This is a genomic window from Thiomonas arsenitoxydans, assembly GCF_000253115.1.
GTDB lineage: Bacteria > Pseudomonadota > Gammaproteobacteria > Burkholderiales > Burkholderiaceae_C > Thiomonas > Thiomonas arsenitoxydans.
The window spans coordinates 2570619-2592148 of the sequence record NC_014145.1 but is presented as its reverse complement, the minus strand read 5'-3'; the positions used below and the strand labels follow the sequence as shown (position 1 = coordinate 2592148).

At 62.0% G+C, this 21530-nt stretch carries 18 protein-coding genes; 16 read left to right on the top strand and 2 right to left on the bottom strand.

The genetic code is table 11. The features are described from left to right. The first annotated feature begins 1 nt into the window (after position 1). The 13 genes from THI_RS12085 to THI_RS12025 all read left to right on the top strand — a co-directional run bounded on the left by THI_RS12085 (position 2) and on the right by THI_RS12025 (position 14253). Complete coding sequence (locus THI_RS12085) at positions 2 to 1255, top strand: NADH-quinone oxidoreductase subunit D (RefSeq protein ID WP_013106538.1); 1254 nt, start codon at positions 2 to 4, stop codon at positions 1253 to 1255. Between the two features lie 38 nt (positions 1256 to 1293). Then, entirely contained in the window at positions 1294 to 1794 is a 501-nt protein-coding gene (gene nuoE, locus THI_RS12080; protein ID WP_041608708.1) for an NADH-quinone oxidoreductase subunit NuoE, read from the top strand. After that, positions 1791 to 3119 carry an NADH-quinone oxidoreductase subunit NuoF gene (gene nuoF / locus THI_RS12075; RefSeq protein ID WP_013106536.1) on the top strand — a complete coding sequence of 443 codons (1329 nt, stop codon included), beginning with the start codon at positions 1791 to 1793 and terminating at the stop codon, positions 3117 to 3119. The genes nuoE and nuoF overlap by 4 nt, the downstream gene beginning before the upstream one ends. Before the next feature lie 38 nt (positions 3120 to 3157). Further along, positions 3158 to 5608, top strand: a complete 2451-nt coding sequence (nuoG, locus tag THI_RS12070; RefSeq protein WP_013106535.1) for an NADH-quinone oxidoreductase subunit NuoG — start codon at positions 3158 to 3160, stop codon at positions 5606 to 5608. 96 nt (positions 5609 to 5704) lie between these two features. After that, positions 5705 to 6766: an NADH-quinone oxidoreductase subunit NuoH gene (gene nuoH, locus THI_RS12065; protein WP_013106534.1), complete on the top strand. Its 1062-nt coding sequence runs from the start codon at positions 5705 to 5707 to the stop codon at positions 6764 to 6766. Between the two features lie 9 nt (positions 6767 to 6775). Continuing rightward, the gene (gene nuoI, locus THI_RS12060; protein ID WP_013106533.1) at positions 6776 to 7264 is read left to right on the top strand and encodes an NADH-quinone oxidoreductase subunit NuoI; all 489 of its coding nucleotides are present in this window, start codon (positions 6776 to 6778) and stop codon (positions 7262 to 7264) included. A 98-nt stretch (positions 7265 to 7362) separates the two neighbouring features. Continuing rightward, on the top strand, positions 7363 to 7992 hold the full coding sequence (locus tag THI_RS12055; protein WP_013106532.1) for an NADH-quinone oxidoreductase subunit J: 630 nt from the start codon (positions 7363 to 7365) through the stop codon (positions 7990 to 7992). Positions 7993 to 7995: 3 nt separating this feature from the next. Continuing rightward, positions 7996 to 8310: an NADH-quinone oxidoreductase subunit NuoK gene (nuoK, locus tag THI_RS12050; protein ID WP_013106531.1), complete on the top strand. Its 315-nt coding sequence runs from the start codon at positions 7996 to 7998 to the stop codon at positions 8308 to 8310. Positions 8311 to 8313: 3 nt separating this feature from the next. Beyond that, the gene (gene nuoL / locus THI_RS12045; protein ID WP_013106530.1) at positions 8314 to 10344 is read left to right on the top strand and encodes an NADH-quinone oxidoreductase subunit L; all 2031 of its coding nucleotides are present in this window, start codon (positions 8314 to 8316) and stop codon (positions 10342 to 10344) included. A gap of 20 nt (positions 10345 to 10364) precedes the next feature. Then, positions 10365 to 11849: an NADH-quinone oxidoreductase subunit M gene (locus THI_RS12040; RefSeq protein WP_013106529.1), complete on the top strand. Its 1485-nt coding sequence runs from the start codon at positions 10365 to 10367 to the stop codon at positions 11847 to 11849. A gap of 11 nt (positions 11850 to 11860) precedes the next feature. Further along, positions 11861 to 13327, top strand: coding sequence for an NADH-quinone oxidoreductase subunit NuoN (gene nuoN, locus THI_RS12035; RefSeq protein ID WP_013106528.1), 1467 nt, complete (start codon positions 11861 to 11863; stop codon positions 13325 to 13327). Between the two features lie 12 nt (positions 13328 to 13339). Beyond that, positions 13340 to 13657, top strand: coding sequence for a DUF2818 family protein (locus THI_RS12030; protein WP_013106527.1), 318 nt, complete (start codon positions 13340 to 13342; stop codon positions 13655 to 13657). Further along, entirely contained in the window at positions 13654 to 14253 is a 600-nt protein-coding gene (locus THI_RS12025) for an NUDIX domain-containing protein (protein ID WP_013106526.1), read from the top strand. The genes THI_RS12030 and THI_RS12025 overlap by 4 nt, the downstream gene beginning before the upstream one ends. A gap of 11 nt (positions 14254 to 14264) precedes the next feature. Here THI_RS12025 and THI_RS12020 read toward each other — a convergent pair whose 3' ends face one another. Beyond that, positions 14265 to 15329, bottom strand: a complete 1065-nt coding sequence (locus tag THI_RS12020; RefSeq protein ID WP_013106525.1) for a glycosyltransferase family 4 protein — start codon at positions 15327 to 15329, stop codon at positions 14265 to 14267. 111 nt (positions 15330 to 15440) lie between these two features. Between THI_RS12020 and THI_RS12015 the strand changes: the two genes are divergently transcribed. Both THI_RS12015 and THI_RS12010 read left to right on the top strand, forming a co-directional pair. Next, a complete protein-coding gene (locus THI_RS12015) occupies positions 15441 to 16709 on the top strand; it encodes a lipoprotein-releasing ABC transporter permease subunit (protein ID WP_013106524.1) in 1269 nt (422 codons plus the stop codon). Beyond that, positions 16702 to 17739 carry a hypothetical protein gene (locus THI_RS12010; protein ID WP_013106523.1) on the top strand — a complete coding sequence of 346 codons (1038 nt, stop codon included), beginning with the start codon at positions 16702 to 16704 and terminating at the stop codon, positions 17737 to 17739. Before THI_RS12015 ends, THI_RS12010 begins: the two co-directional genes overlap by 8 nt. Positions 17740 to 18176: 437 nt before the next feature. Here THI_RS12010 and THI_RS12000 read toward each other — a convergent pair whose 3' ends face one another. Then, positions 18177 to 19814 carry an OFA family MFS transporter gene (locus THI_RS12000; protein WP_013106521.1) on the bottom strand — a complete coding sequence of 546 codons (1638 nt, stop codon included), beginning with the start codon at positions 19812 to 19814 and terminating at the stop codon, positions 18177 to 18179. 349 nt (positions 19815 to 20163) lie between these two features. Between THI_RS12000 and THI_RS11995 the strand changes: the two genes are divergently transcribed. Further along, on the top strand, positions 20164 to 21519 hold the full coding sequence (locus tag THI_RS11995) for an NAD(P)/FAD-dependent oxidoreductase (protein ID WP_013106520.1): 1356 nt from the start codon (positions 20164 to 20166) through the stop codon (positions 21517 to 21519). Positions 21520 to 21530: the final 11 nt, after the last annotated feature.

Below are 21530 nucleotides of genomic sequence, written 5' to 3'. Positions count from 1 at the left end.
TATGGCTGACATTAAAAACTACACCCTCAACTTCGGCCCGCAGCATCCGGCTGCGCACGGCGTGCTGCGTCTGGTGCTTGAGCTCGACGGCGAGGTGGTGCAGCGGGCAGATCCGCACATTGGCCTGTTGCACCGGGCGACCGAAAAACTGGCGGAGCACAAGACCTACATCCAGGCGCTGCCGTATATGGATCGTCTGGACTACGTGTCCATGATGTGCAACGAGCATGCCTACTGCCTGGCGATTGAAAAGCTGCTGGGTGTCGAGGTTCCACTGCGTGGGCAATACATCCGGGTGATGTTTGCCGAAATCACCCGCTTGCTCAACCACCTCATGTGGCTGGGCGCGCATGGGCTGGATTGCGGCGCGATGACCGTGTTCCTCTACGCCTTCCGCGAGCGCGAAGATTTGTTTGATATGTACGAGGCGGTGTCGGGTGCGCGGATGCATGCGGCCTATTTTCGCCCGGGCGGCGTTTACCGCGATCTGCCCGACAGCATGGCGCAATACGGTGAGTCGAAGATTCGCAATGCCCGAGCCGTCGAGGCCCGCAACGCCGGGCGCCAGGGCTCGCTGCTCGATTTCATCGACGACTTTACCCAGCGTTTCCCGGCCTATGTCGATGAATACGAAACCCTGCTGACTGACAACCGCATCTGGAAGCAGCGCACGGTGGGAATCGGCGTGGTCTCTCCGGAGCGGGCGATGAATCTGGGGATGACCGGCCCGATGCTGCGCGGCTCCGGAGTGGTGTGGGACCTGCGCAAGACCCAGCCCTACGACGTCTATGACCGCATGGATTTCGACATTCCCGTGGGCAAGAACGGCGACTGCTATGACCGCTATCTGGTGCGCATGGAAGAAATGCGCCAGTCCAATCGCATCATCAAGCAATGCGTGGACTGGCTGCGGGCCAACCCCGGCCCGGTGATTACTGACAACCATAAAGTTGCGGCCCCCGCGCGCGAGGAAATGAAGACCAGCATGGAAGCGCTGATCCATCATTTCAAGCTGTTCAGCGAAGGCATGCGCGTGCCTGAAGGCCAGGCCTATGCCGCTGTCGAGCATCCCAAGGGCGAGTTTGGCATCTATCTCGTGTCCGATGGGGCGAACAAGCCTTATCGTCTCAAGATCCGCGCGCCCGGCTTCGCCCATCTGGCTGCGCTCGATGAAATGTCGCGCGGCCACATGATCGCCGACGTCGTGGCCATCATCGGCACGCTCGACATTGTTTTCGGGGAGATCGACCGCTGATGGACCGCTCGCCTGTCACTTGTGAAATGCAACGCATGATGTTGTCCGAATCCACCCGCCAGCGCATCGACCTGGAAGTGGCCAAATATCCGCCCGAGCAGAAGCAGTCGGCGGTCATCGCGGCGCTGTCCATCGTCCAGCAGGAGCAGGGCTGGGTGTCGCCCGAGGCCGAGAAGGCGGTGGCCGACTACCTCGGCATGCCGCCGATCGCCGTGCATGAGGTGGTGACCTTCTACAACATGTTCAACACCCGGCCGGTCGGACGCTTCAAGCTCAACGTCTGCACCAATCTGCCGTGCGCCCTGAGCGGCGGCGAAGCGGCGGCTCAGTATTTGAGCGAAAAGTTGGGTGTGGCGCTGGGCGAAACCACGCCCGACGGAGTTTTCACCCTGCAAGAGTCCGAATGCTTGGGCGCCTGCGGCGATGCCCCGGCCATGCTGGTCAACGATCGTCGGCTGTGCAGCTTCATGCGCCCCGAGCGTCTGGATGCGCTGGTGGAAGAACTGCGCGCAGAGGCGGCCAAGGGAGAGTCGAAATGAGTCGGCCATTCGGACAAAGCACTGGGCAGGAAAGCTGTTTTCACGGCCGTCATCTGCAGCCGCAGATCCTCGCCGGGCTGAACGGCGAGAATTGGGATCTGCAGGGCTACCTGGCGCGCGATGGCTACCAGGCGCTGCGCAAAATTCTCACCGAGGGCTGGACGCCCGAACAAGTTATTGCGGAAGTCAAGGCCTCGGCCTTGCGTGGCAGAGGTGGCGCTGGTTTTCCCACCGGGCTGAAGTGGAGTTTCATGCCGCGTCAGTTTCCGGGGCAGAAGTACCTGGTGTGCAACTCCGACGAGGGCGAACCGGGCACCTTCAAAGACCGTGACATCCTGCGCTTCAACCCGCATGCAGTGATCGAAGGCATGACCATCGCCGCCTTCGCCATGGGCATCACCGTGGGCTACAACTACATCCACGGCGAGATTTTCGAGGATTACGACCGGTTCGAAGAAGCGCTGCGACAGGCGCGCGATGCAGGTTATCTGGGCGACAACATCCTGGGCAGCAACTTCAGCTTCCAGTTGCACGCCGCGCATGGTTTTGGCGCCTACATCTGCGGCGAGGAAACCGCGCTGCTCGAATCGCTCGAAGGCAAGAAGGGCCAGCCACGCTTCAAGCCGCCTTTTCCCGCGAGCTTTGGCCTGTATGGCAAACCCACCACGATCAACAACACCGAGACCTTTGCCGCGGTGCCGTGGATCATCCGCAACGGCGGCCAGGCTTATCTCGAAGTGGGCAAACCCAATAACGGCGGCACCAAAATTTACTCGGTGTCGGGTGACGTCGCCAAACCGGGCAACTACGAAGTGCCCATGGGCACGCCGTTTGCCAAATTGCTCGAACTCGCCGGGGGCATGCGCGAAGGGCGCGAGCTCAAGGCTGTGATTCCCGGCGGATCATCGGCTCCGGTGCTGCCCGCCAGCATCATGATGGACTGCACCATGGATTACGACTCCATCGCCAAGGCAGGCTCCATGCTGGGTTCGGGGGCGGTGATTGTGCTCAACGATACCCGCTGCATGGTGAAGTCGCTGATGCGTCTGTCCTACTTCTACCAGCATGAGTCCTGCGGGCAGTGCACGCCGTGTCGCGAAGGCACGGGCTGGCTGTACCGCGTAGTGCACCGCATCGAAAACGGCCAGGGACGGATGGAAGACCTCGACCTGCTCAACTCGGTGTCCGACAACATCGCCGGGCGCACCATTTGCGCGCTGGGCGATGCGGCGGCCATGCCGGTGAAGTCGTTCGTCAAGCACTTTCGGCCTGAGTTCGAGCATCACATCACCCACAAGACCTGCCTCGTGCCAGCCTATGTTTGAGCCGCTCTTTGTCCCGATTCTGCACAGGACGCACCATCATGGTTGAACTCGAAATCGACGGTCAAAAAGTCCAGGTGCCCGAGGGCGCCATGGTCATGGATGCGGCCACGCAACTCGGCATCTATGTGCCGCATTTTTGCTATCACCACAAGTTGACCATCGCCGCCAACTGCCGCATGTGTCTGGTCGATGTGGAAAAGGCGCCCAAGCCGCTGCCGGCCTGCGCCACCCCGGCCGCGCAGGGCATGGTCGTGCGCACCCATTCCGAGCGTGCGCTTCAGGCGCAGAAAGGGGTGATGGAGTTTCTGCTCATCAACCATCCGCTCGATTGCCCGATCTGCGACCAGGGCGGTGAGTGCCAATTGCAGGATCTGGCCGTGGGCTATGGCGGCTCGGCCTCGCGCTACACCGAGGAAAAGCGCGTCATCTTCCACAAGGACGCGGGCCCGCTCATCGCCATGGAAGAGATGAGCCGCTGCATCCAGTGCACGCGCTGCGTGCGCTTCGGCCAAGAAATTGCCGGCATCATGGAACTCGGCATGGCCAACCGCGGCGAGCATTCCGAGATCATGACCTTCGTCGGCAGCACGGTCGATTCCGAGCTGTCGGGAAATATGATCGACATCTGCCCGGTCGGCGCGCTCACCAGTAAGCCGTTCCGCTACAGCGCCCGCACCTGGGAACTGTCGCGCCGCGCTTCCATCAGCCCGCACGACAGCGTGGGCGCCAATCTCATCGTGCAGGTCAAGGGCGACCGCGTGATGCGCGTGGTGCCGCAAGAGAACGAAGCCGTCAACGAATGCTGGATCTCCGACCGCGATCGTTTCGCCTACGAAGGGCTCAACAGCGAAGAACGATTGACCGCGCCGCAAATCCGCGAAAACGGGCAGTGGAAGTCAATCGACTGGCAAACCGCGCTCGAATTTACCGTGCAAGGCTTGCGTCGTGCCATGGGGCAGGAGGGCGGCGCCGCGCTGGCGGCCCTGGCCGTGCCCACCAGCACGGTGGAAGAGCTGTATTTGCTGAAAAAACTGCTGACCGCGCTGGGCAGCAACAGCCTGGACACTCGTCTGCGCCAGAGCGATTTTTCCGGTGACGCCAACGCAGCGGCCATTCCCTGGCTGGGCATGCCGATTGCCGACATGGGGCAGTTGCAGGCCGCTCTGTTCATCGGCAGCACCTTGCGCAAGGAGCAGCCGCTACTGTCGGCGCGCGTGCGGCAAGCGGCCAAGGCCGGGGCCAAAATTTCCACCCTGCACGCGGCAAACGACGATTGGCTCATGCCCCTGCACGCACGCATTGCCGCTGCGCCCAGTCTATGGGTTGCCGAGTTGGCTGGGGTGGCGCGTGCCGTGGCTCAGGTCAAGGGCATCGAGGCGCCGGCCGGTCTTCAGGCCGTGGCGACGCCGAGTGCTCAGGCTCAGGCGATCGCGGCCAGCCTGCTCGGCGGCGAACACAAGGCCGTGTTCCTCGGCGATTCAGCCGTGCAACATCCGCAGACTGCGACGCTGCGCGCCCTCGCGCAGTGGATCGCACGTGAGGTCGGCGGCATCTGCGGTGATCTGACTGAGGCGGGCAACACGGTGGGCGCCGCGCTGCTGGGGGTATCGCCCCTGGCTCTTGGCCGTGATGTCGCCAAAATCATCGCTCAGCCGCCGCGCGCCATGATGCTGTTCGGCGTCGAACCGGAGGAAGACAGCGCTGAGCCGGTCGCCCTGCACAAAGCGCTGGAGCAGGCCGAGTTCATTGTCTCGTTCAGCCCCTTTGTTGACGCGGCTGAGGGCTACGCGCACGTCATGCTGCCGATCGCACCCTTTACCGAAACGGCGGGCAGCCTGGTCAATGCCGAAGGTCGGCTGCAGAGTTTCAATCCCGTCGTACAGCCTCTGGGTGAGACTCGTCCCGGATGGAAAGTGCTGCGCGTGCTGGGCAATTTGTTCGAGCTGCAGGGCTTCGACTACCAGAGTGCTGCGGAGGTTCGCACTGAGGCCTTCGCGGGCCTGGGTGGCGTTGATCAAGGCGGCGCCGACCAGATCGCCGCCCGTCTGGCGCAGTCCACGCCCCTGGACTTGCCATCTGAGTTGCCTGCCTCGGTGGCCCCTGCGATCGAGCGTTTTGCCCCGGTGCCGATCTATTCGAGCGACACCATCGTGCGTCGCGCGCCTAGCCTGCAACGCACGCGCGATGCGCGCAACGCCCGCATGGTGGGCGTGTCCACCGCATTGTGGGAGCAACTCGGCCTGCAGAACGGCGATTCGGTGCGCGTGAAGGTTGATACGGTTGATGCGCAAAGCGTGGTGTTGCCCGCGCGCTGTGACGACGCGCTGGCCCCCACCGTGGTCAGCATTGCTGCGGCCTGGGCCGAGGCGGCGCCTTTGGGTTCGCTCGGAGCGATGTCTGGTGCGGTTCAGGTCGAGCGGGTGAGCGCCGTGGCTGCCGTTCCTGCCGCCGCAGTTCCCACCGCCCCTGCAAGCCCTGAAAGGGTCTGAGATGAAATACTCGTGGCCCTCACAATGTTCGCAAAGTTTTCCCTCTCCCAAGGGGAATGAAGCGCGCCTGGCGCGATCCTACGCATCCTGCTGACCATGCTCGAATCCTTCAACCAAGGCGGACTATCCCTGCTCGGGCCGATAGCCTGGCCGATCGTCTGGAACCTGATCAAGATCATCGTCATCGTCGCGCCGCTGATGGGAGCCGTCGCTTACCTAACGCTCTGGGAGCGCAAGCTGATCGGCTGGATTCAGATCCGCATCGGCCCCAACCGCGTCGGCCCGTTCGGCCTGCTGCAGCCCATCGCCGATGGCCTCAAGCTGCTGCTCAAGGAAATCGTCATCCCGTTTCGCTCGAACAAGCGTCTGTTCCTGCTGGGGCCGGTGATGACCATCATGCCGGCCTTGGCCGCCTGGGCGGTCATACCCTTCGGGCCGGACGTCGCCCTGGCCAATGTGAACGCCGGACTGCTCCTGCTGCTGGCGCTCACTTCTCTTGAGGTCTATGGCGTGATCATCGCCGGTTGGGCGTCGAACTCCAAATACGCCTTCCTGGGCGCCATGCGCGCTTCGGCACAGATGGTGAGCTACGAGATCGCGATGGGTTTCGCCATGGTCATCGTGCTCATGGTGTCCGGCAGTCTGAACATGACCGAAATCGTGATGGGGCAGACCCATGGCACTTTTGCCTCCATGGGCCTTAACTTCCTCTCCTGGAACTGGCTGCCGCTGCTGCCCATTTTTGTGGTCTATTTCATTGCCGGTGTGGCCGAGACCAATCGTGCGCCCTTTGACGTGGTGGAAGGCGAATCGGAAATCGTTGCCGGCCACATGGTCGAGTATTCGGGCATGGCCTTCGCCATGTTCTTCCTGGCCGAATACGCCAACATGATCCTGATCTCCATCCTCACCACGGTCATGTTCCTGGGCGGATGGGATGCACCGGTGGCCTTCCTCGGTTTCATTCCGGGGTGGATCTGGCTGGGCATAAAGACTTTTGTCGTGGTCAGCATGTTTCTCTGGCTGCGGGCCACCTTCCCGCGCTATCGCTACGACCAGATCATGCGCCTGGGCTGGAAGATTTTCATTCCCGTCACCCTCATCTGGCTTGTCGTGGTGGCCGCCTGGATGCAAACCCCCTGGAATATCTGGAAGTGAGGCAGAACCATGGCCGCTTTGCGTGACACCTTCAACAGCTTTTTTCTGGTCGAACTCTTCAAGGGTCTGGCTCTGACGGGCAAATACGCCTTCAAGAGCAAGATCACGGTGCAGTATCCCGAAGAGAAGACGCCGCTGTCGCCGCGTTTTCGTGGCCTGCATGCGCTGCGCCGTTATCCCAATGGCGAAGAGCGTTGCATCGCCTGCAAGCTGTGCGAAGCGGTGTGCCCGGCGCTGGCCATCACCATCGAATCGGAGCAGCGTGACGATGGCACCCGCCGCACCACCCGCTACGACATCGATCTGACCAAGTGCATTTTCTGCGGGCTGTGCGAAGAAAGCTGCCCGGTCGACTCCATCGTCGAAACCTCGATTTTTGAATACCACGGTGAAAAGCGTGGCGATCTCTACTTCACCAAAGAGATGCTGCTGGCCGTGGGAGACCGCTATGAAAAAGACATCGCCGCCACCAAGGAGGCCGACGCCCCATACCGCTGATCGCTGAAGCCCGCCGCAAGTCATGGGCGGGCTCTGGCGATTGTCCCCACTGTTTCTAGGCCGACGGCTTGCGCTGCGGCAAGGCCCTTGTTGTGACCATGGACGTTCAAACCATCCTGTTCTACCTGTTCTCCGCCGTGCTGCTGTTTGCCGCGCTGCGAGTGATCACGGCGCGTAACCCGGTGCACTCCGCGCTTTATCTGGTGCTGGCGTTCTTCCAGATGTCGGCTATCTGGCTGCTGCTGCGCGCCGAGTTTCTCGCCATCGTGCTGGTGCTGGTGTACGTCGGCGCGGTGATGGTGCTGTTCCTCTTTGTGGTGATGATGCTCGACATCAACCTCGACAGCATTCGCAAGGGGTTCTGGCGTTACTTTCCAGTCGCAGCGCTCGTGGGCGTGCTCATCGTGCTGGAAATGGCCGCCGTGCTGATGCAGGGCTTCCAGATTGGCGGCATGACGCGCGCTGCGCAGGTCGGGGCAGCGGCCTCTGCCGACAATCCCCTCACCCATCTGTCCAACACCCGCGCGCTGGGCGTGGTGCTGTATTCGCAATACCTGTTCGCGGTGGAAATTGCGGCGGTCATTTTGCTCGTGGCCATCATCGCGGCCATCGCGCTCACGTTGCGCCGACGCAAGGATGTGCGGCATATGCCGGCTTCCGAGCAGATCAAGGCCCGCCGCGCAGACCGCGTGCGGCTTGTATCCATGCCCGCCCAACCCAAGGAGTAAGCCATGCTCGGTTCACTCACCCTGGCGCATTACCTGGTGCTCGGCGCCATTCTGTTCGCTATCTCGGTCGTCGGCATTTTTCTCAATCGCCGCAATCTCATCGTCATCCTCATGGCCATTGAGCTCATGCTGCTGGCGGTGAACCTGAATTTCATCGCCTTCTCGCACTACCTGCAGGATTTTGGCGGACAGGTGTTCGTGTTCTTCATCCTCACCGTCGCTGCGGCGGAGTCGGCCATCGGTCTGGCCATTCTGGTGGTGCTGTTCCGCAACCTCAACACCATCGACGTCGAGGATCTCGACCAACTCAAGGGCTGATCGATGCAAGCCACGCTGAATCCCACCTTGCTGCTGGTCATCGCACTGGCGCCTCTCGTCTCGTCCATCATCGTCGGTCTGTTCGGCCGAAGCATCGGCCGATCGGCTTCGCACTGGCTGACCACGCTCTCGGTCGGCCTGTCTTTCGTGCTGTCGCTCATCGTCCTCAACGACGTCATCAACGGTGCCCGTTTCAACGCCACGATTTATGAGTGGATGGTGGTGGGCAAGTTGCACATGGAAGTCGGTTTCATGATCGACGGCCTGTCGGCGCTGATGATGGCTGTCGTCACGTTCGTCTCGCTCGCGGTGCACATCTACACCATCGGCTACATGGCCGATGACGACGGCTACCAGCGCTTTTTCAGCTACATCTCGCTCTTCACCTTCTCCATGCTGATGCTGGTGATGAGCAACAACATGCTGCAGTTGTTCTTCGGCTGGGAGGCGGTGGGCCTGGTGTCTTATCTGCTGATCGGCTTCTGGTACACGCGGCCCACGGCGGTTTTCGCCAATATGAAGGCCTTCATCGTCAACCGCGTGGGCGACTTCGGCTTCATTCTGGGCATTGGTCTGCTGGCGGCCTACACCGGCAGCCTGAACTACACCGAAATTTTCGCCAAGGGGCCGGAGCTGGCGCTGTTGCATCTGCCGGGCACCGACTGGATGCTGATCACGGTGGCGTGCATCTCTCTGTTCATCGGCGCCATGGGCAAGAGCGCGCAGTTCCCGCTGCATGTCTGGCTGCCCGATTCGATGGAAGGCCCGACGCCGATCTCGGCGCTCATCCACGCTGCCACCATGGTTACGGCGGGTATTTTCATGGTGGCGCGCATGTCGCCGCTGTTCGAGTTGTCGAACACTGCGCTGTCTTTCATTTTGGTCATCGGCGCCATCACCGCGCTGTTCATGGGCATCCTGGGCGTGGTGCAAACCGACATCAAGCGGGTCATTGCCTACTCCACCCTATCGCAGCTCGGCTACATGACCGTGGCGCTGGGGGCTTCGGCCTACTCGGTAGCGATTTTCCACCTGATGACCCATGCGTTCTTCAAGGCTTTGCTGTTCCTCGCGGCGGGCTCGGTGATCATCGGCATGCACCATGACCAGGACATGCGCCATATGGGCGGTCTGCGCAAATACATGCCCATCACCTGGATCACCTTCCTGATCGGCGGTCTGGCGCTCAGCGGCATTCCGCCGTTCGCTGGCTTTTTCTCCAAAGACAGCATCATCGAGGCGGTGCATGCCAGCGATCTGCCGGGAGCGGGCTTTGCTTACTTCGCCGTGCTCTCCAGTGTGTTCGTTACCGCGCTCTACACCTTCCGCATGTATTTCATGGTGTTCCATGGCGAAGAGCGCTTCCGGCACGTGGCGCACGATGCGCATGGACATGATCATGCGCAGGATCACGGACACGATGGCGCTCACGAGCCGCACGAGTCGCCGTGGGTGGTGACGGTGCCGCTCATCATGCTGGCCATTCCGTCCGTCCTCGCAGGCTATCTTTTCATTCAGCCGCTGCTGTACGGGCACTTTTTCGGGAACTCTATTTTTGTCAACGCGGCGGCCCATCCGGCCATGCGGGATCTCGCTGAGCACTGGCACGGCCAGATTCAGATGATGATTCACGGCTTGTTGTCGATGCCGCTGTGGCTGGCGCTTGCCGGCATTGCCACGGCCTACTACGGCTATATGGTGAACCTGCGCTTCCCGCAGGCTGTGCGGCGCATGCTGGGGCCGATCTATACCGTGCTCGAAAACAATTACTTCTTCGACTGGTTCAACCAGAACGTGCTGGCGTCTGGCATGCGGCTGCTGGGCACGGGCCTGTGGAAAGGCGGTGATGTGGGTCTGATCGATGGTCTGCTGGTCAACGGTACGGCGCGCGTGGTCGGCTGGACAGCACGGGTGGTGCGCCTGCTGCAGACCGGCTACATCTATTACTACGCCCTGGCGATGATTGCCGGCGTGGTGGTGTTCATGGGCTATTTTGTTCCGGGCAAGCTGTTGTCCGGCTGGTTCATCCGATAACAGCGAAGCGCGATACAAGCATGCAATCTCTCCCTTTGCTCAGTCTGTCCATCTGGATTCCCATCGCCTTCGGTGTCTTGCTGCTCTTTGTTCAGGGCGAGCAACGCGCTGCGGCGGCGCGCTGGCTGGCGCTGATCGGCTCGCTGATCTCCTTTCTCATCACCCTGCCGCTGATCACCGGCTTCGACAACGCCCAGGCGGGCATGCAGTTTGTCGAGTCCGTGCCCTGGATTCGGCCTTTCAACATCAATTACGCGCTGGGTATCGACGGTGTGTCGCTGTGGTTCGTGCCGCTGACCGCTTTGATGACTGTGATCGTGATCATCAGCGCCTGGGAGGTCATCAAAGATCGCGTCAGCCTTTATCTCGGCGCTTTCCTCATTCTGTCGGGCCTGATGATCGGCGTGTTTGCCGCGACCGATGCCCTGCTGTTCTATGTGTTCTTCGAGGCCACGCTCATTCCGATGTATCTGATCATCGGCATCTGGGGCGGGCCGCGGCGGGTGTATGCCGCGTTCAAGTTCTTCCTCTACACCCTGGCTGGTTCGCTGCTCATGCTGGTGGCGCTGATCTATCTTTACCTGCAGTCGGGCGGAAGTTTCGACATCGCCAACTGGTACCACGTGCCGCTGTCGATGACGGCGCAGATTTTCATTTTCATCGCCTTTTTCTTCGCCTTCGCGGTGAAGATTCCGATGTGGCCGGTGCACACCTGGCTGCCGGATGCGCACGTTGAAGCGCCCACCGGCGGCTCGGTGATTCTGGCGGCCATCATGCTCAAGCTCGGCGCCTACGGTTTCATCCGCTTCTCTCTGCCCATGCTGCCTGATGCCAGCCATGCGCTCGCGCCGGTCATGATCGCCTTGTCGCTCATTGCGGTGATTTACATCGGTTTTGTCGCTCTGGTGCAGGCCGACATGAAAAAGCTGGTGGCGTATTCATCCATCGCGCACATGGGGTTTGTCACTCTGGGCTTTTTCCTGTTCTCCGACCTGGGTGTGCAGGGCGGGTTGGTGCAGATGATCTCGCATGGTTTCATTTCCGGCGCCATGTTCCTGACCATCGGGGTGCTGTATGACCGCATGCACACCCGCCAGATTGCCGATTACGGCGGAGTGACCAACACCATGCCCAAGTTCGCCGCGCTGGCCGTGCTGTTCGGCATGGCCAACGCCGGCTTGCCGGGCACCAGCGGTTTTGTCGGCGAGTGGATGGTGATTCTGGCTGCGGTGAAATTCAATTTCTGGATCGGCCTGCTGGCCGCGACCACGCTCATTCTGGCTGCGAGCTATACCTTGTGGATGATCAAGCGGGTGTATTTCGGGCCGGTGGGCAATGACCATGTAGCCGCGCTCAAGGACATCGGCGCCCGTGAATTCTTCATGCTCGCCGTGCTGGTCGGCGCGGTGCTGTGGATGGGCGTGTATCCCAAATTCTTCACCGATCCGATGCAGGCTTCGGTGCAACATCTGCTGCAGTTTGCGGCGTCTTCCAAATTGCAGTGACAACAACCGCCATGAACTGGATCGCCATTTATCCGGAAATTCTCCTGCTCGTGCTGGCCTGCGTGGTCATGCTCGTCGACCTGTTCGTCAAAGATGCGCAGCACCGAGTGAGCTATTGGCTGACGCTGCTGGGACTGGTGGGCATCGGCGCGCTTTGCGGGCTTTACTACGCCTCGGGCATGCAGCAGTTCGCCATGGCGCGTGCACTCATCGTCGATCCGATGGCCATGCTGCTCAAGCTTTTCACGGTCATCGCCACCATCGTCACCTTGGTTTACTCTCGGCGCTACGCCCTGGATCGCGGCATGTGGGGCGGCGAGTTGTTCAGCCTGGTGCTTCTGTCTCTGCTCGGGCAGTTCATCATGATCTCGGGAAACAACCTGCTGACCATCTATCTGGGGCTGGAACTGCTCTCGCTCGCGCTCTACGCCCTGGTCGCGCTGCGCCGCGATCACACGCAGTCCACCGAGGCGGCGATGAAATATTTCATCCTCGGCGCGTTGGCTTCGGGTTTCCTGCTCTATGGCATGTCGATGCTGTATGGCGCCACCGGTTCGCTTGATCTGGTCACCATCTTCCGCATGATCGCGGTCGAGCCGATCAACCGCGCCGTGCTCGTGCTCGGGGTGGTGTTCATCGTTGCAGGTCTGGCGTTCAAGCTCGGAGCTGTGCCCTTCCACATGTGGATTCCCGACGTCTATCAGGGCGCGCCCACGGCGGTGGTGCTGATGGTGGGCGCGGCCCCCAAGCTGGCGGCCTTCGCCATGGCGATTCGTCTGCTGGTGGAAGGCATGTTCCCGCTGGCCATGGACTGGCAGGGCATGCTGGTGGTGCTGGCGGTGCTGTCCATCGGTCTGGGTAATCTGGCAGCCATTGCGCAGACCAACCTCAAGCGCATGCTGGCGTATTCCACCATCGCCCAGATCGGCTTCGTGCTCCTCGCGCTGCTCTCAGGCATGCTCAACGGCAATGGGCTCTCCGCCTCCACCGCCTACAGCGGCGCGATGTTCTACATGGTCATTTACGTGCTCACCACGCTGGGCACCTTCGGCGTGATTCTGCTGCTGGCGCGCGAAGGTTTCGAGGCCGAAGACATCCGCGATTTTGCCGGTCTGGCCAAAACTGACCCCTGGATGGCAGGTGTCATGACGTTTCTTTTATTCTCTTTGGCTGGCATACCGCCGTTCGCTGGTTTTTATGCCAAGCTCGAAGTGCTCACCATTCTGCTCAATACCGGGCGGGTCTGGCTGGTGGTGTACTCGGTCATCCTCTCGGTCATCGGTGCGTATTACTACATTCGTGTGATCAAGGTGATGTATTTTGATGCACCCACGGCGCTTTCGGCCTCGCGCGCAAGTGGAGTGGGCGGAGCGCGTGCTCTGCTGTCGCTCAATGGTCTGGCGGTTTTATTTCTTGGGTTGATGCCCGGTGGTTTGATGACCTTGTGTTATCAGGCCATCGCCAATACCCTGCACTGAAAGCGTTTCCCTATGCAGAATTCCGCAATCTGGTTGGTTATCGTTCTGGCGTTCGTCGCCGCCAACCTACCGTTTGTTTCCAACCGCTTCTTCCTGGTCATTCCGCTCAAAAAAACCCCCAAGTCGATCTGGCTACGTCTGCTTGAGCTGCTGATTCTGTTCTTTGTCGTCGGCTTTATTGGAATGGCGCTCGAAGCGCGGATCGGCCAGAACTATCCACAGCATTGGGAGTTCTATGCCGTCTCTGTCGCCATGTTCCTGGTGCTGGCCTTTCCGGGTTATGTGCTGCGTTACATGGTCAAGCGTCATCCGGCCCCGAGTCGCACATGAGCGGCGATCCGGCGCGTGTGCCGCAGGCAGCGGCCTTGCGCGAACATACGCTCGACAGCGAGATGGTGTTTCGCGGCACCTTCCTCAATATTTCGCGCGATCTTGTGCGGCTGGCCAACGGCGCGCAGGTGACCCGCGAATACATCCGCCACTCCGGCGCGGTGATGATCATTCCCCTGCTCGATAACGGCAAGGTGCTGATGGAGCGCCAGTTCCGCACGCCGATGCAGCGGGTCATGGTGGAGTTTCCCGCGGGCAAACTCGACGCGGGTGAGAGCTGGCTGGCTTGTGCCCAGCGCGAACTGCGCGAGGAAACCGGCTACAGCGCGAAGCAGTGGGCCTATATCGGACCGATCAACAACGCGATTTCCTACTCCGACGAAACCATTCATCTCGCTTTCGCGCGCGGCCTGGTCGCAGGTCGCCAATCGCTCGACGACAACGAACTGCTCGATGTTTTCGAGGCCAGCCCGCAAGACACCCTCGACTGGGTGCGCAATGGCCAGATCACCGACGTCAAGACCGTGATCGGCGCGTTCTGGCTGGAAAAACTGCTGCAAAACACCTGGAACTTCGACTGGCAGGACGTGGCCTGACGCTGTAGCTCTCAGATGCGGCGCTGAACCAGCAGGCGATAGGCCAGCAGATAGAGGGTGACGAAGCCCACACAGCAGGCCATGAGCAGGGGGGTGCTGCCCCACCACAGCATGGCCGGGCCCACGCTGAAAGCCGCGACGGCCCAGAGATAAGGCGAGGTGGCCGCATTGCGGCGTTGCCGCGGATCAGGATGATCGTCCTCGTCGAGCAGGCGGGTAAGCCGCCAGTAGACCAGATGATGCAGATGCAGCGTATCGGGCGCTGTGCCCGCGCGTTGGCGAAACTTGCGCCGCCACAGCGAATACAGCAACTCCCACACCGGGTAGGCCAGCACCATGAGGGCGAACCAGGGTGAGACGGCTGGGTTGCGCGCCACCAGCAATACGCTGAGCAGCGCCATCCAGAAGCCGAGCAGATAAGCGCCGGTATCGCCCAGGAAGATCTGGCCGCGCGGCCAGTTCCAGAACAAAAAGCCCAGCAGCGCGCCGATGGCGGCGAGGCTGAGCGCCATGATCAGCGGGTCGCTGACCTTGAACGCCACATAGCCGATGGCGCCAAAAATCATAAAGCTCACCATGCCGGCCAGGCCGTTGTAGCCGTCGATCATATTGACCGCATGCGGCAGGGCGCTGATGGCGACGAGCGCGATGAGCCAACCCAGCACCGGCCAGGCGTGTATCCAAGCGTCCAGCGGCCACAGCCCCAGACGGGTGACGCTGGCCTCAAGCAGCCAGACCGCTAGCCCCGCGGCGATCACCGTGGCCAGCGCCCGCCACAAGGGGGGCACATGGCGGCGCAGGTCTTCCACCACCCCGGCGAGCAGCACCGGCGCAATGGCGACAGCCAATCGGATTGTGACGGGCGCGCTGACATAGGTAAGGTGCATGAGCCACAGCAGGCCCACCATCAGGCCCAGCGCCAGGGCGAAGCCGCCGGTGCGCGGCGTGGGGTGGCGATGCCATTTCTGCACGCCCTGGGTTTCGTCCAGGCCGAAATGCCTGCGCCGACCAAGCACGATGAGGGCGGCGCATCCCAGCCAGCAGAGCAGGGCGGACAGGGCGGTGGCGTGCAACATGGGATGCGATAGGCAAACGCGATAAACCGACATTGTGCCTTTGCCCGGCATCACGAATCCACATGTCCCGCGCGCCGCCTTGCCTGCGGCCGTCGCCTACACTGCGAAGTTATGTTTGCATCCTTCTCCTGGCCTTTTGAGCTGCTTATCGGTTGGCGCTATACCCGCAGCGGGCGGCGCAGTCGGCGCAACGGCTTCATCTCCTTTATTTCTGCGGTCTCCGTCGGCGGCATCGCCCTCGGGGTGGCCGCGCTGATCGTGGTCATCTCGGTGATGAACGGGTTTCAGAAGGAGGTGCGAGACCGCATGCTCAACGTCATTCCGCACATCCAGATTCTCAATGTCAATGGTCAGGCCTTGCCCGACTGGCGCGGCGTGGCGCAGCAGGTCAAAAGCAATCCGGCAGTGACCGGGGTGGCGCCGTTTGTGCAAGGTCAGGCGCTGGTGGCGCAGGGCAGTCAGTTGCAGGGCGTGCTGGTCTGGGGGGTGGAGCCGAGCGAAGAAACCCAGGTGTCGCAGATCCCCGAGCACATGGTGGCGGGCAGTCTGGCCGCGCTCAAGCCGGGCGACTTCGGTGTGGTACTGGGCAACGAGCTGGCCAATGCGCTGGGGGTTGGCGTGGGCGACCAGATCACCATGGTGGTGCCCAGCGGCTCCATCACCCCGGCGGGCATGATTCCCCGTCTGCGCACCCTGCGGGTGGTGGGCATTTTCAATGTCGGGCACTACGAGTACGACAGCACTCTGGCGCTGGTGAATCTGCAAGACGCATCGGCGCTGTTCCGCACCGGAGGCCCCACCGGGCTGCGCGTGCAGACGCGAAATATGAATGACGCCCCGCAGATTGCGCAAGACTTGCAGCGCGTGCTGCCGCCCGAACTCGTGGCCCAACCCTGGACCGAGCAGAACCGCACCTGGTTCGAGGCCGTGGTGATCGAGAAGCGCATGATGTTCATCATCCTCACCATGATTGTGGCGGTGGCGGCGTTCAACCTCGTCTCTACCCTGGTCATGACGGTGACCGACAAGCTGGCCGATATCGCTATTCTGCGCACGCAGGGTGCGAGCCCCGGCTCCATCATGTCCATCTTTCTGCTGCAGGGCGCGGTGACGGGTTTTCTCGGCACCTTCGCCGGTGTCGCGCTGGGTTGTCTGATTGCGTTCAATCTCGACCCCATTGTCTCGTTCCTCGAAACCGTGCTGCACACCCAGTTCCTGCCGCGCAGCGTGTACCTGATCCACACCATGCCCAGCGATCCGCGCTTTTCAGACATCGCCACCATCACCGCAGCGTCGCTGGTCTTATCGCTGCTGGCCACGCTTTATCCCAGTTGGAGCGCCTCGCGGGTGCAACCGGCGCAGGCTTTGCGCTATGAGTGAACATCTGCTGCTGTCCGATCTGCCCCCGACCTCACCGGCGCTTGCGCAACTGCTGGCGCAGCCCGGCTTGCCTGCAACCGCCGCTCTTTGCCGCCAGGCCGTAGTGCTGGAGCAGGAAGCCCCTCGAGAAGATGCCCAAGCCGCCTGGCTGACGCCCGCCGAGCGCTGGCTGCTGCACGCCCTGCGTCTGGATGGCACAGGGGCCGAGCAGGCGCCCTGGGCGCGTCTGGCCGCGCTGGCCGATGGCGTGTCGGACGCTTTTCCAGCAGATCAGGCGCTGTGCCTGCTCACCCCGGCGCATCTGCGGCTGGGACGCGACAGCCTGTCGCTCACCGATCCTGCCACGCTCGATCTCAGGGCGGATGAAGCTCAGCCGCTCTTCGCCGCCGTCGAGCCCTTGTTTGCCAGCGCGGGATGGACGCTGCGCCGAGTCACGCCGCTGCGCTGGTATGCCGCCCACCCCAGCCTGAGCGCAGTGGTGACGGCGGGCGTGGCGCGCGCTCTTGGCCGCGGCGTGGCGGCGTGGATGCCCGGCGGCCCGGCGGCCCGACCCTGGCGGCAACTGCTCACCGAAGTGCAGATGACCTGGCAGCACCATGCCGTCAACGAAGCGCGCGATCAGCGCGGCCTGCCCGACATCAATACCCTCTGGATACACGGTTGCGGCCCCCTGGCGGCCGATTGGCGCAGCCCGATGCGCCTTGCCGAACAGGCCCACGACGGCGATGCGGTGAGCGATCCGGCCCTCGCCGCCGCGCTGCGCGGCCTGGCGCTGCGCCCGCGCAACGGGCCGCTTGACATCCTGCGTATTTTCGACGCCCGCGCGCTGCTGGCCGATGACCCCGCAGCCGGTCTGCGTCAGCTCGATGCCAGCCTTTCCGCCGCCATTGCGCAGGCGGTGCAGCAGACGGGCGGCGTGCGTCTCACCCTCGCGGGCGAGCTGCGCTGGCGCACCCTGCAGATCCGCCGTCCGCAAGGCTGGAAATTCTGGCAGCGGGCCGACTTCCTCGCGCAGTTTCACGGTTTGTAGCCAAACAAGTTGTCATTTTTTGCCATCTTCATCGCATACAGTCACAACTTTGCAGGCGATGAGGGTGAGAGATGGGTTACGAACGCTGGTGGGCCGCATTTAGCCTGTTTCTGGGATTGATGCCAGGCGCTCCCAAGCGCGATGACGTCGGCGCTGCGCTCGTCTGGGCTGCGGTGATGCGGGCTCTGCACGCCAAAACGCCAAGCCGCCAAGCCGCCAACAGGCGCCGCCGAGCGGTCTGCCGCGCGTTGGGCTGACCGCCGCTTCCACGGCCGATGCGCGCTGGCAGGGCGATGGTCGCCCTCTGGGCCGTGGCCCGCGCTTGCCCTGGTTTCCGCTGCCCGGTCAGCACCAGATCGCCCTGGTCGATGCGTGCGGCGCCGGGCTTCGCACCCGGCGCTGAACGGGGGCTGAGCAATCAGCCCCCTGCCGCAAGCTCAGAACAGTACGGCTGCCTTCTGTAGGGCGATATAGACGCCGATAAAGAAGGGAATACCGACCGCAGCCCAGGCCAGCACGCCAACAATGCCGAAGCTGCCGCGTGCCGCGTGTTCGGCGTCACCGGCAATGCGGTCCTCGTGCTTGAGGGCGCGTTCGCGGGCGAGTTCTTCTGGCGTCATGCGGTACTTGGCCGCCACCGGGCGCACCAGCAGGTTGAGGATGAAGCCCACCAGCAGCAGTCCGGCCAGGATATAGAGCGTGCGATCATAGACCAGGTTCTTCGCCACACCAGCGTCGATCTGGGTCTGGCGGATGGCGGCGATGAGGAAGGGCCCGGCCACACCGGCAACCGACCACGCAGTGAGCAGACGGCCGTGAATCGCGCCCACCATCTGCGTGCCGAACAAGTCGGCCAGATAGGCTGGCACAGTGGCAAAGCCGCCGCCGTACATGGTCATGATGACGCAGACCACCAGAATGAACAGACCTGCCGCGCCGCTATGGCCCAGCGCGGGCAGGCTGGCGTAAAGCGCCACGCCCAGCGCAAAGAACACCGCATAAGTCGCCTTGCGGCCGATGTAATCAGACAGCGCGGCCCAGAACAGACGTCCACCGCTGTTGAACAGGCTGATCAAACCGACCAGGCCACCGGCTGCCGCGACCAGCGCGGCCTTCTGCGCCGCATCGAGTGCTGCGCCGCTGTCGAGGCCGATGAGACGGCCGCCGAACACGTCCTGCAGCATCGGGCTGGCCATGGCGATCACGCCGATGCCGGCCGTCACGTTCAGGCACAGAATCCACCAGACCAGCCAGAACTGCGGCGTTTTCATCGCCTTGTTCAGATGCACTTCATGGTCGGTGATCATGGCATTGCCGCCCTTGGCCTTGGGCGTCCATCCCCGCGGCTTCCAGCCAGTGGGCGGCACCCGGAAGCCGAACGCCCCCGCCGACATCACCACGAAATAGAGCACGCCCATGATGATCAGCGTTTGAGCGACGCCCAGGGTGCCCGAGGCGCTGAAATACTTCATCAGCGCCACAGCTAGCGGTGCGCCGATCATCGCGCCACCGCCAAATCCCATGATGGCAAAGCCGGTGGCCAGACCGCGACGATCCGGGAACCATTTGATGAGGGTCGAGACGGGCGATATGTAACCCAACCCCAGACCAATGCCTCCCAGCACGCCGGCCCCGAGGATCACCAGCCAGAGCTGATGGATGTAAACGCCGATGCCGCCGAGCACCAGGCCGCCGCCCCAGCACAGCGCGGCGATGAAACCGGCCTTGCGCGGGCCCGCATGTTCCAGCCAGGCGCCCCAGATGGCGGCCGAAATACCCAGAAAGGCGATGAATACTTCGAAGATGTGCGTCACCGACGGCACGGTCCAGTTGCAAGTCGTGGTGGTGAGATGGCCCCAGAAACCCATCGAGCCGCATACGGCAGGATCGGTGCCTTCAAGCAGCTTGCTCATCGGCAGCCAGAACACGGAGAAGCCATAGGCCATGCCGATACACAGATGAATCGCAAGCGCGGCGGTAGGCACCAGCCAGCGGTTGAAATTGGGACCTGCAACCGTGCTTTCGCGGTCGAGCAGGCCCGGTTTTGAGAGGGGTGTGCTAAGAGAAGATGCCATTCATGACTCCATGTTTGTCGTTGTTCCCCGGGATGCGGCGGCAGGAACTTTTGCCGCTGCAGGCGGCTTTATAGTGAAATTTTTTGAATTGCGTGACAGCCTTTGAAGGCAATCGTTGCATCTGCACACAGGCGTCAAGCTGCTACTAAGCGCTGTTCAGGCGTGGTGCGCGTCGAAAATTAAACTCCGTGCAGTATCCTCGGCGGGTGCCGACATACTGATCAGCGCTCTCGACCGGACCTAGCCACTCGGCTCTCTACAATGTGGCAAAAAATCCACTTGAATGAACTATTCATGCGTTAGCGGGTGGGAAATTTGGCTGGTCTGAAATGAAGATGCGAGGAATTTGATGACAGAACGACAGATTGTGTCTGGCGACACAACCGCACCGCATGCAGTGGATGTGCTGGTGATCGGCGGTGGTCCGGCAGGCACCACGGCAGCTACCTTGCTGCAGGAGCGCGGCTTCCGCGTCACTCTGCTCGAAAAGGATCATCATCCCCGCTTTCACATCGGCGAATCCTTGCTGCCGGCCAATCTGCCCTTGCTTGAGAAGTTGGGGGTGGCCGAAGCGGTGAAAGCGATGGCGATGGAAAAATGGGGGGCGGAATTCGTCTCGCCCTGGCATGAACAAAAGACGCAGATGTTTGCGTTCGCAGACGCCTGGGACAAGTCGATGCCCATGGCCTACCAGGTCCGGCGCTCGGAATTTGATGCGCTCTTGATGCGAAATGCCGCAAGCAAGGGAGTAGAAGTGCAGGAGGGCTGCAAGGTCGATGACGTGCAGTTCCTGCCGGACGGACAAGGCGCGATCATCTCAGCGCAGCATGAGGATGGTCGTCGCGCCAGTTGGGCCGCGCGCTATGTGGTCGACGCCTCTGGGCGCGACACGTTTTTTGGCAGCCGCTTCAAAACCAAGAAGCGCAATCCCAAACACAACAGCGCGGCGATCTACGCCCACTTCACCGGGGCGAAACGCCTGGAAGGTCAGGCGCAAGGCAACATCACCATTTTCTGGTTTGATCATGGCTGGTTTTGGTTCATCCCCTTGGCGGACGGTGCGACCAGCGTGGGGGCGGTGGTGTGGCCCTACTACCTCAAGACCCGCAACAAGCCGCTGGACGAATTTTTCGCCGACACCATCGCTATGTCGCCCCAGTTGAGCGAGAGGCTGTCAGGTGCCACACGGGTGTCCGAGGTAGAGGCCGCGGGGAATTTTTCTTATAGCTGCGGCCATACCTACGGCCCGAATTACCTGTTGATCGGGGATGCCTACGCGTTCATCGATCCGGTTTTTTCATCCGGGGTGATGCTGGCGATGCAGGGCGGATTTTTCGCCGCAGACGCTCTTGAAACCTGCCTGCGTCAACCTGCGCGCGTCGCCAAGGCGCTGGCCCGTTTCGACCGTGAAATGCAGCGTGGCCCGCGTGAGTTCTCCTGGTTCATCTACCGCGTCAACCATCCGACCATGCGAGACATGTTCATGGGGCCGCGCAACGTCTTGCGGGTGAAGGAGGCTCTGCTATCGGTGCTGGCGGGCGACATATTCGGCAAAACCCCGATCTGGACTTCGGTGCGCATCCTGAAGGGCATTTTCTACGCCGCTTCGCTCAGGCAGTTTGGCCGCAGTTGGGCGGCGCGGGTGCAGCGCAAGCGCCAGATCCAGATTCACGACGACCCCCAGCCTGAGACTCACCACGGCTGACGCCGCCCTCG

Coding starts and splice junctions, on each gene's coding strand:
- THI_RS12085 (WP_013106538.1), top strand. CDS start 2: ATGGCTGACATTAAAAACTACACCCTCAACTTCGGCCCGCAGCATCCG.
- nuoE (WP_041608708.1), top strand. CDS start 1,294: ATGTTGTCCGAATCCACCCGCCAGCGCATCGACCTGGAAGTGGCCAAA.
- nuoF (WP_013106536.1), top strand. CDS start 1,791: ATGAGTCGGCCATTCGGACAAAGCACTGGGCAGGAAAGCTGTTTTCAC.
- nuoG (WP_013106535.1), top strand. CDS start 3,158: ATGGTTGAACTCGAAATCGACGGTCAAAAAGTCCAGGTGCCCGAGGGC.
- nuoH (WP_013106534.1), top strand. CDS start 5,705: ATGCTCGAATCCTTCAACCAAGGCGGACTATCCCTGCTCGGGCCGATA.
- nuoI (WP_013106533.1), top strand. CDS start 6,776: ATGGCCGCTTTGCGTGACACCTTCAACAGCTTTTTTCTGGTCGAACTC.
- THI_RS12055 (WP_013106532.1), top strand. CDS start 7,363: ATGGACGTTCAAACCATCCTGTTCTACCTGTTCTCCGCCGTGCTGCTG.
- nuoK (WP_013106531.1), top strand. CDS start 7,996: ATGCTCGGTTCACTCACCCTGGCGCATTACCTGGTGCTCGGCGCCATT.
- nuoL (WP_013106530.1), top strand. CDS start 8,314: ATGCAAGCCACGCTGAATCCCACCTTGCTGCTGGTCATCGCACTGGCG.
- THI_RS12040 (WP_013106529.1), top strand. CDS start 10,365: ATGCAATCTCTCCCTTTGCTCAGTCTGTCCATCTGGATTCCCATCGCC.
- nuoN (WP_013106528.1), top strand. CDS start 11,861: ATGAACTGGATCGCCATTTATCCGGAAATTCTCCTGCTCGTGCTGGCC.
- THI_RS12030 (WP_013106527.1), top strand. CDS start 13,340: ATGCAGAATTCCGCAATCTGGTTGGTTATCGTTCTGGCGTTCGTCGCC.
- THI_RS12025 (WP_013106526.1), top strand. CDS start 13,654: ATGAGCGGCGATCCGGCGCGTGTGCCGCAGGCAGCGGCCTTGCGCGAA.
- THI_RS12020 (WP_013106525.1), bottom strand. CDS start 15,329: ATGTTGCACGCCACCGCCCTGTCCGCCCTGCTCTGCTGGCTGGGATGC.
- THI_RS12015 (WP_013106524.1), top strand. CDS start 15,441: ATGTTTGCATCCTTCTCCTGGCCTTTTGAGCTGCTTATCGGTTGGCGC.
- THI_RS12010 (WP_013106523.1), top strand. CDS start 16,702: ATGAGTGAACATCTGCTGCTGTCCGATCTGCCCCCGACCTCACCGGCG.
- THI_RS12000 (WP_013106521.1), bottom strand. CDS start 19,814: ATGGCATCTTCTCTTAGCACACCCCTCTCAAAACCGGGCCTGCTCGAC.
- THI_RS11995 (WP_013106520.1), top strand. CDS start 20,164: ATGACAGAACGACAGATTGTGTCTGGCGACACAACCGCACCGCATGCA.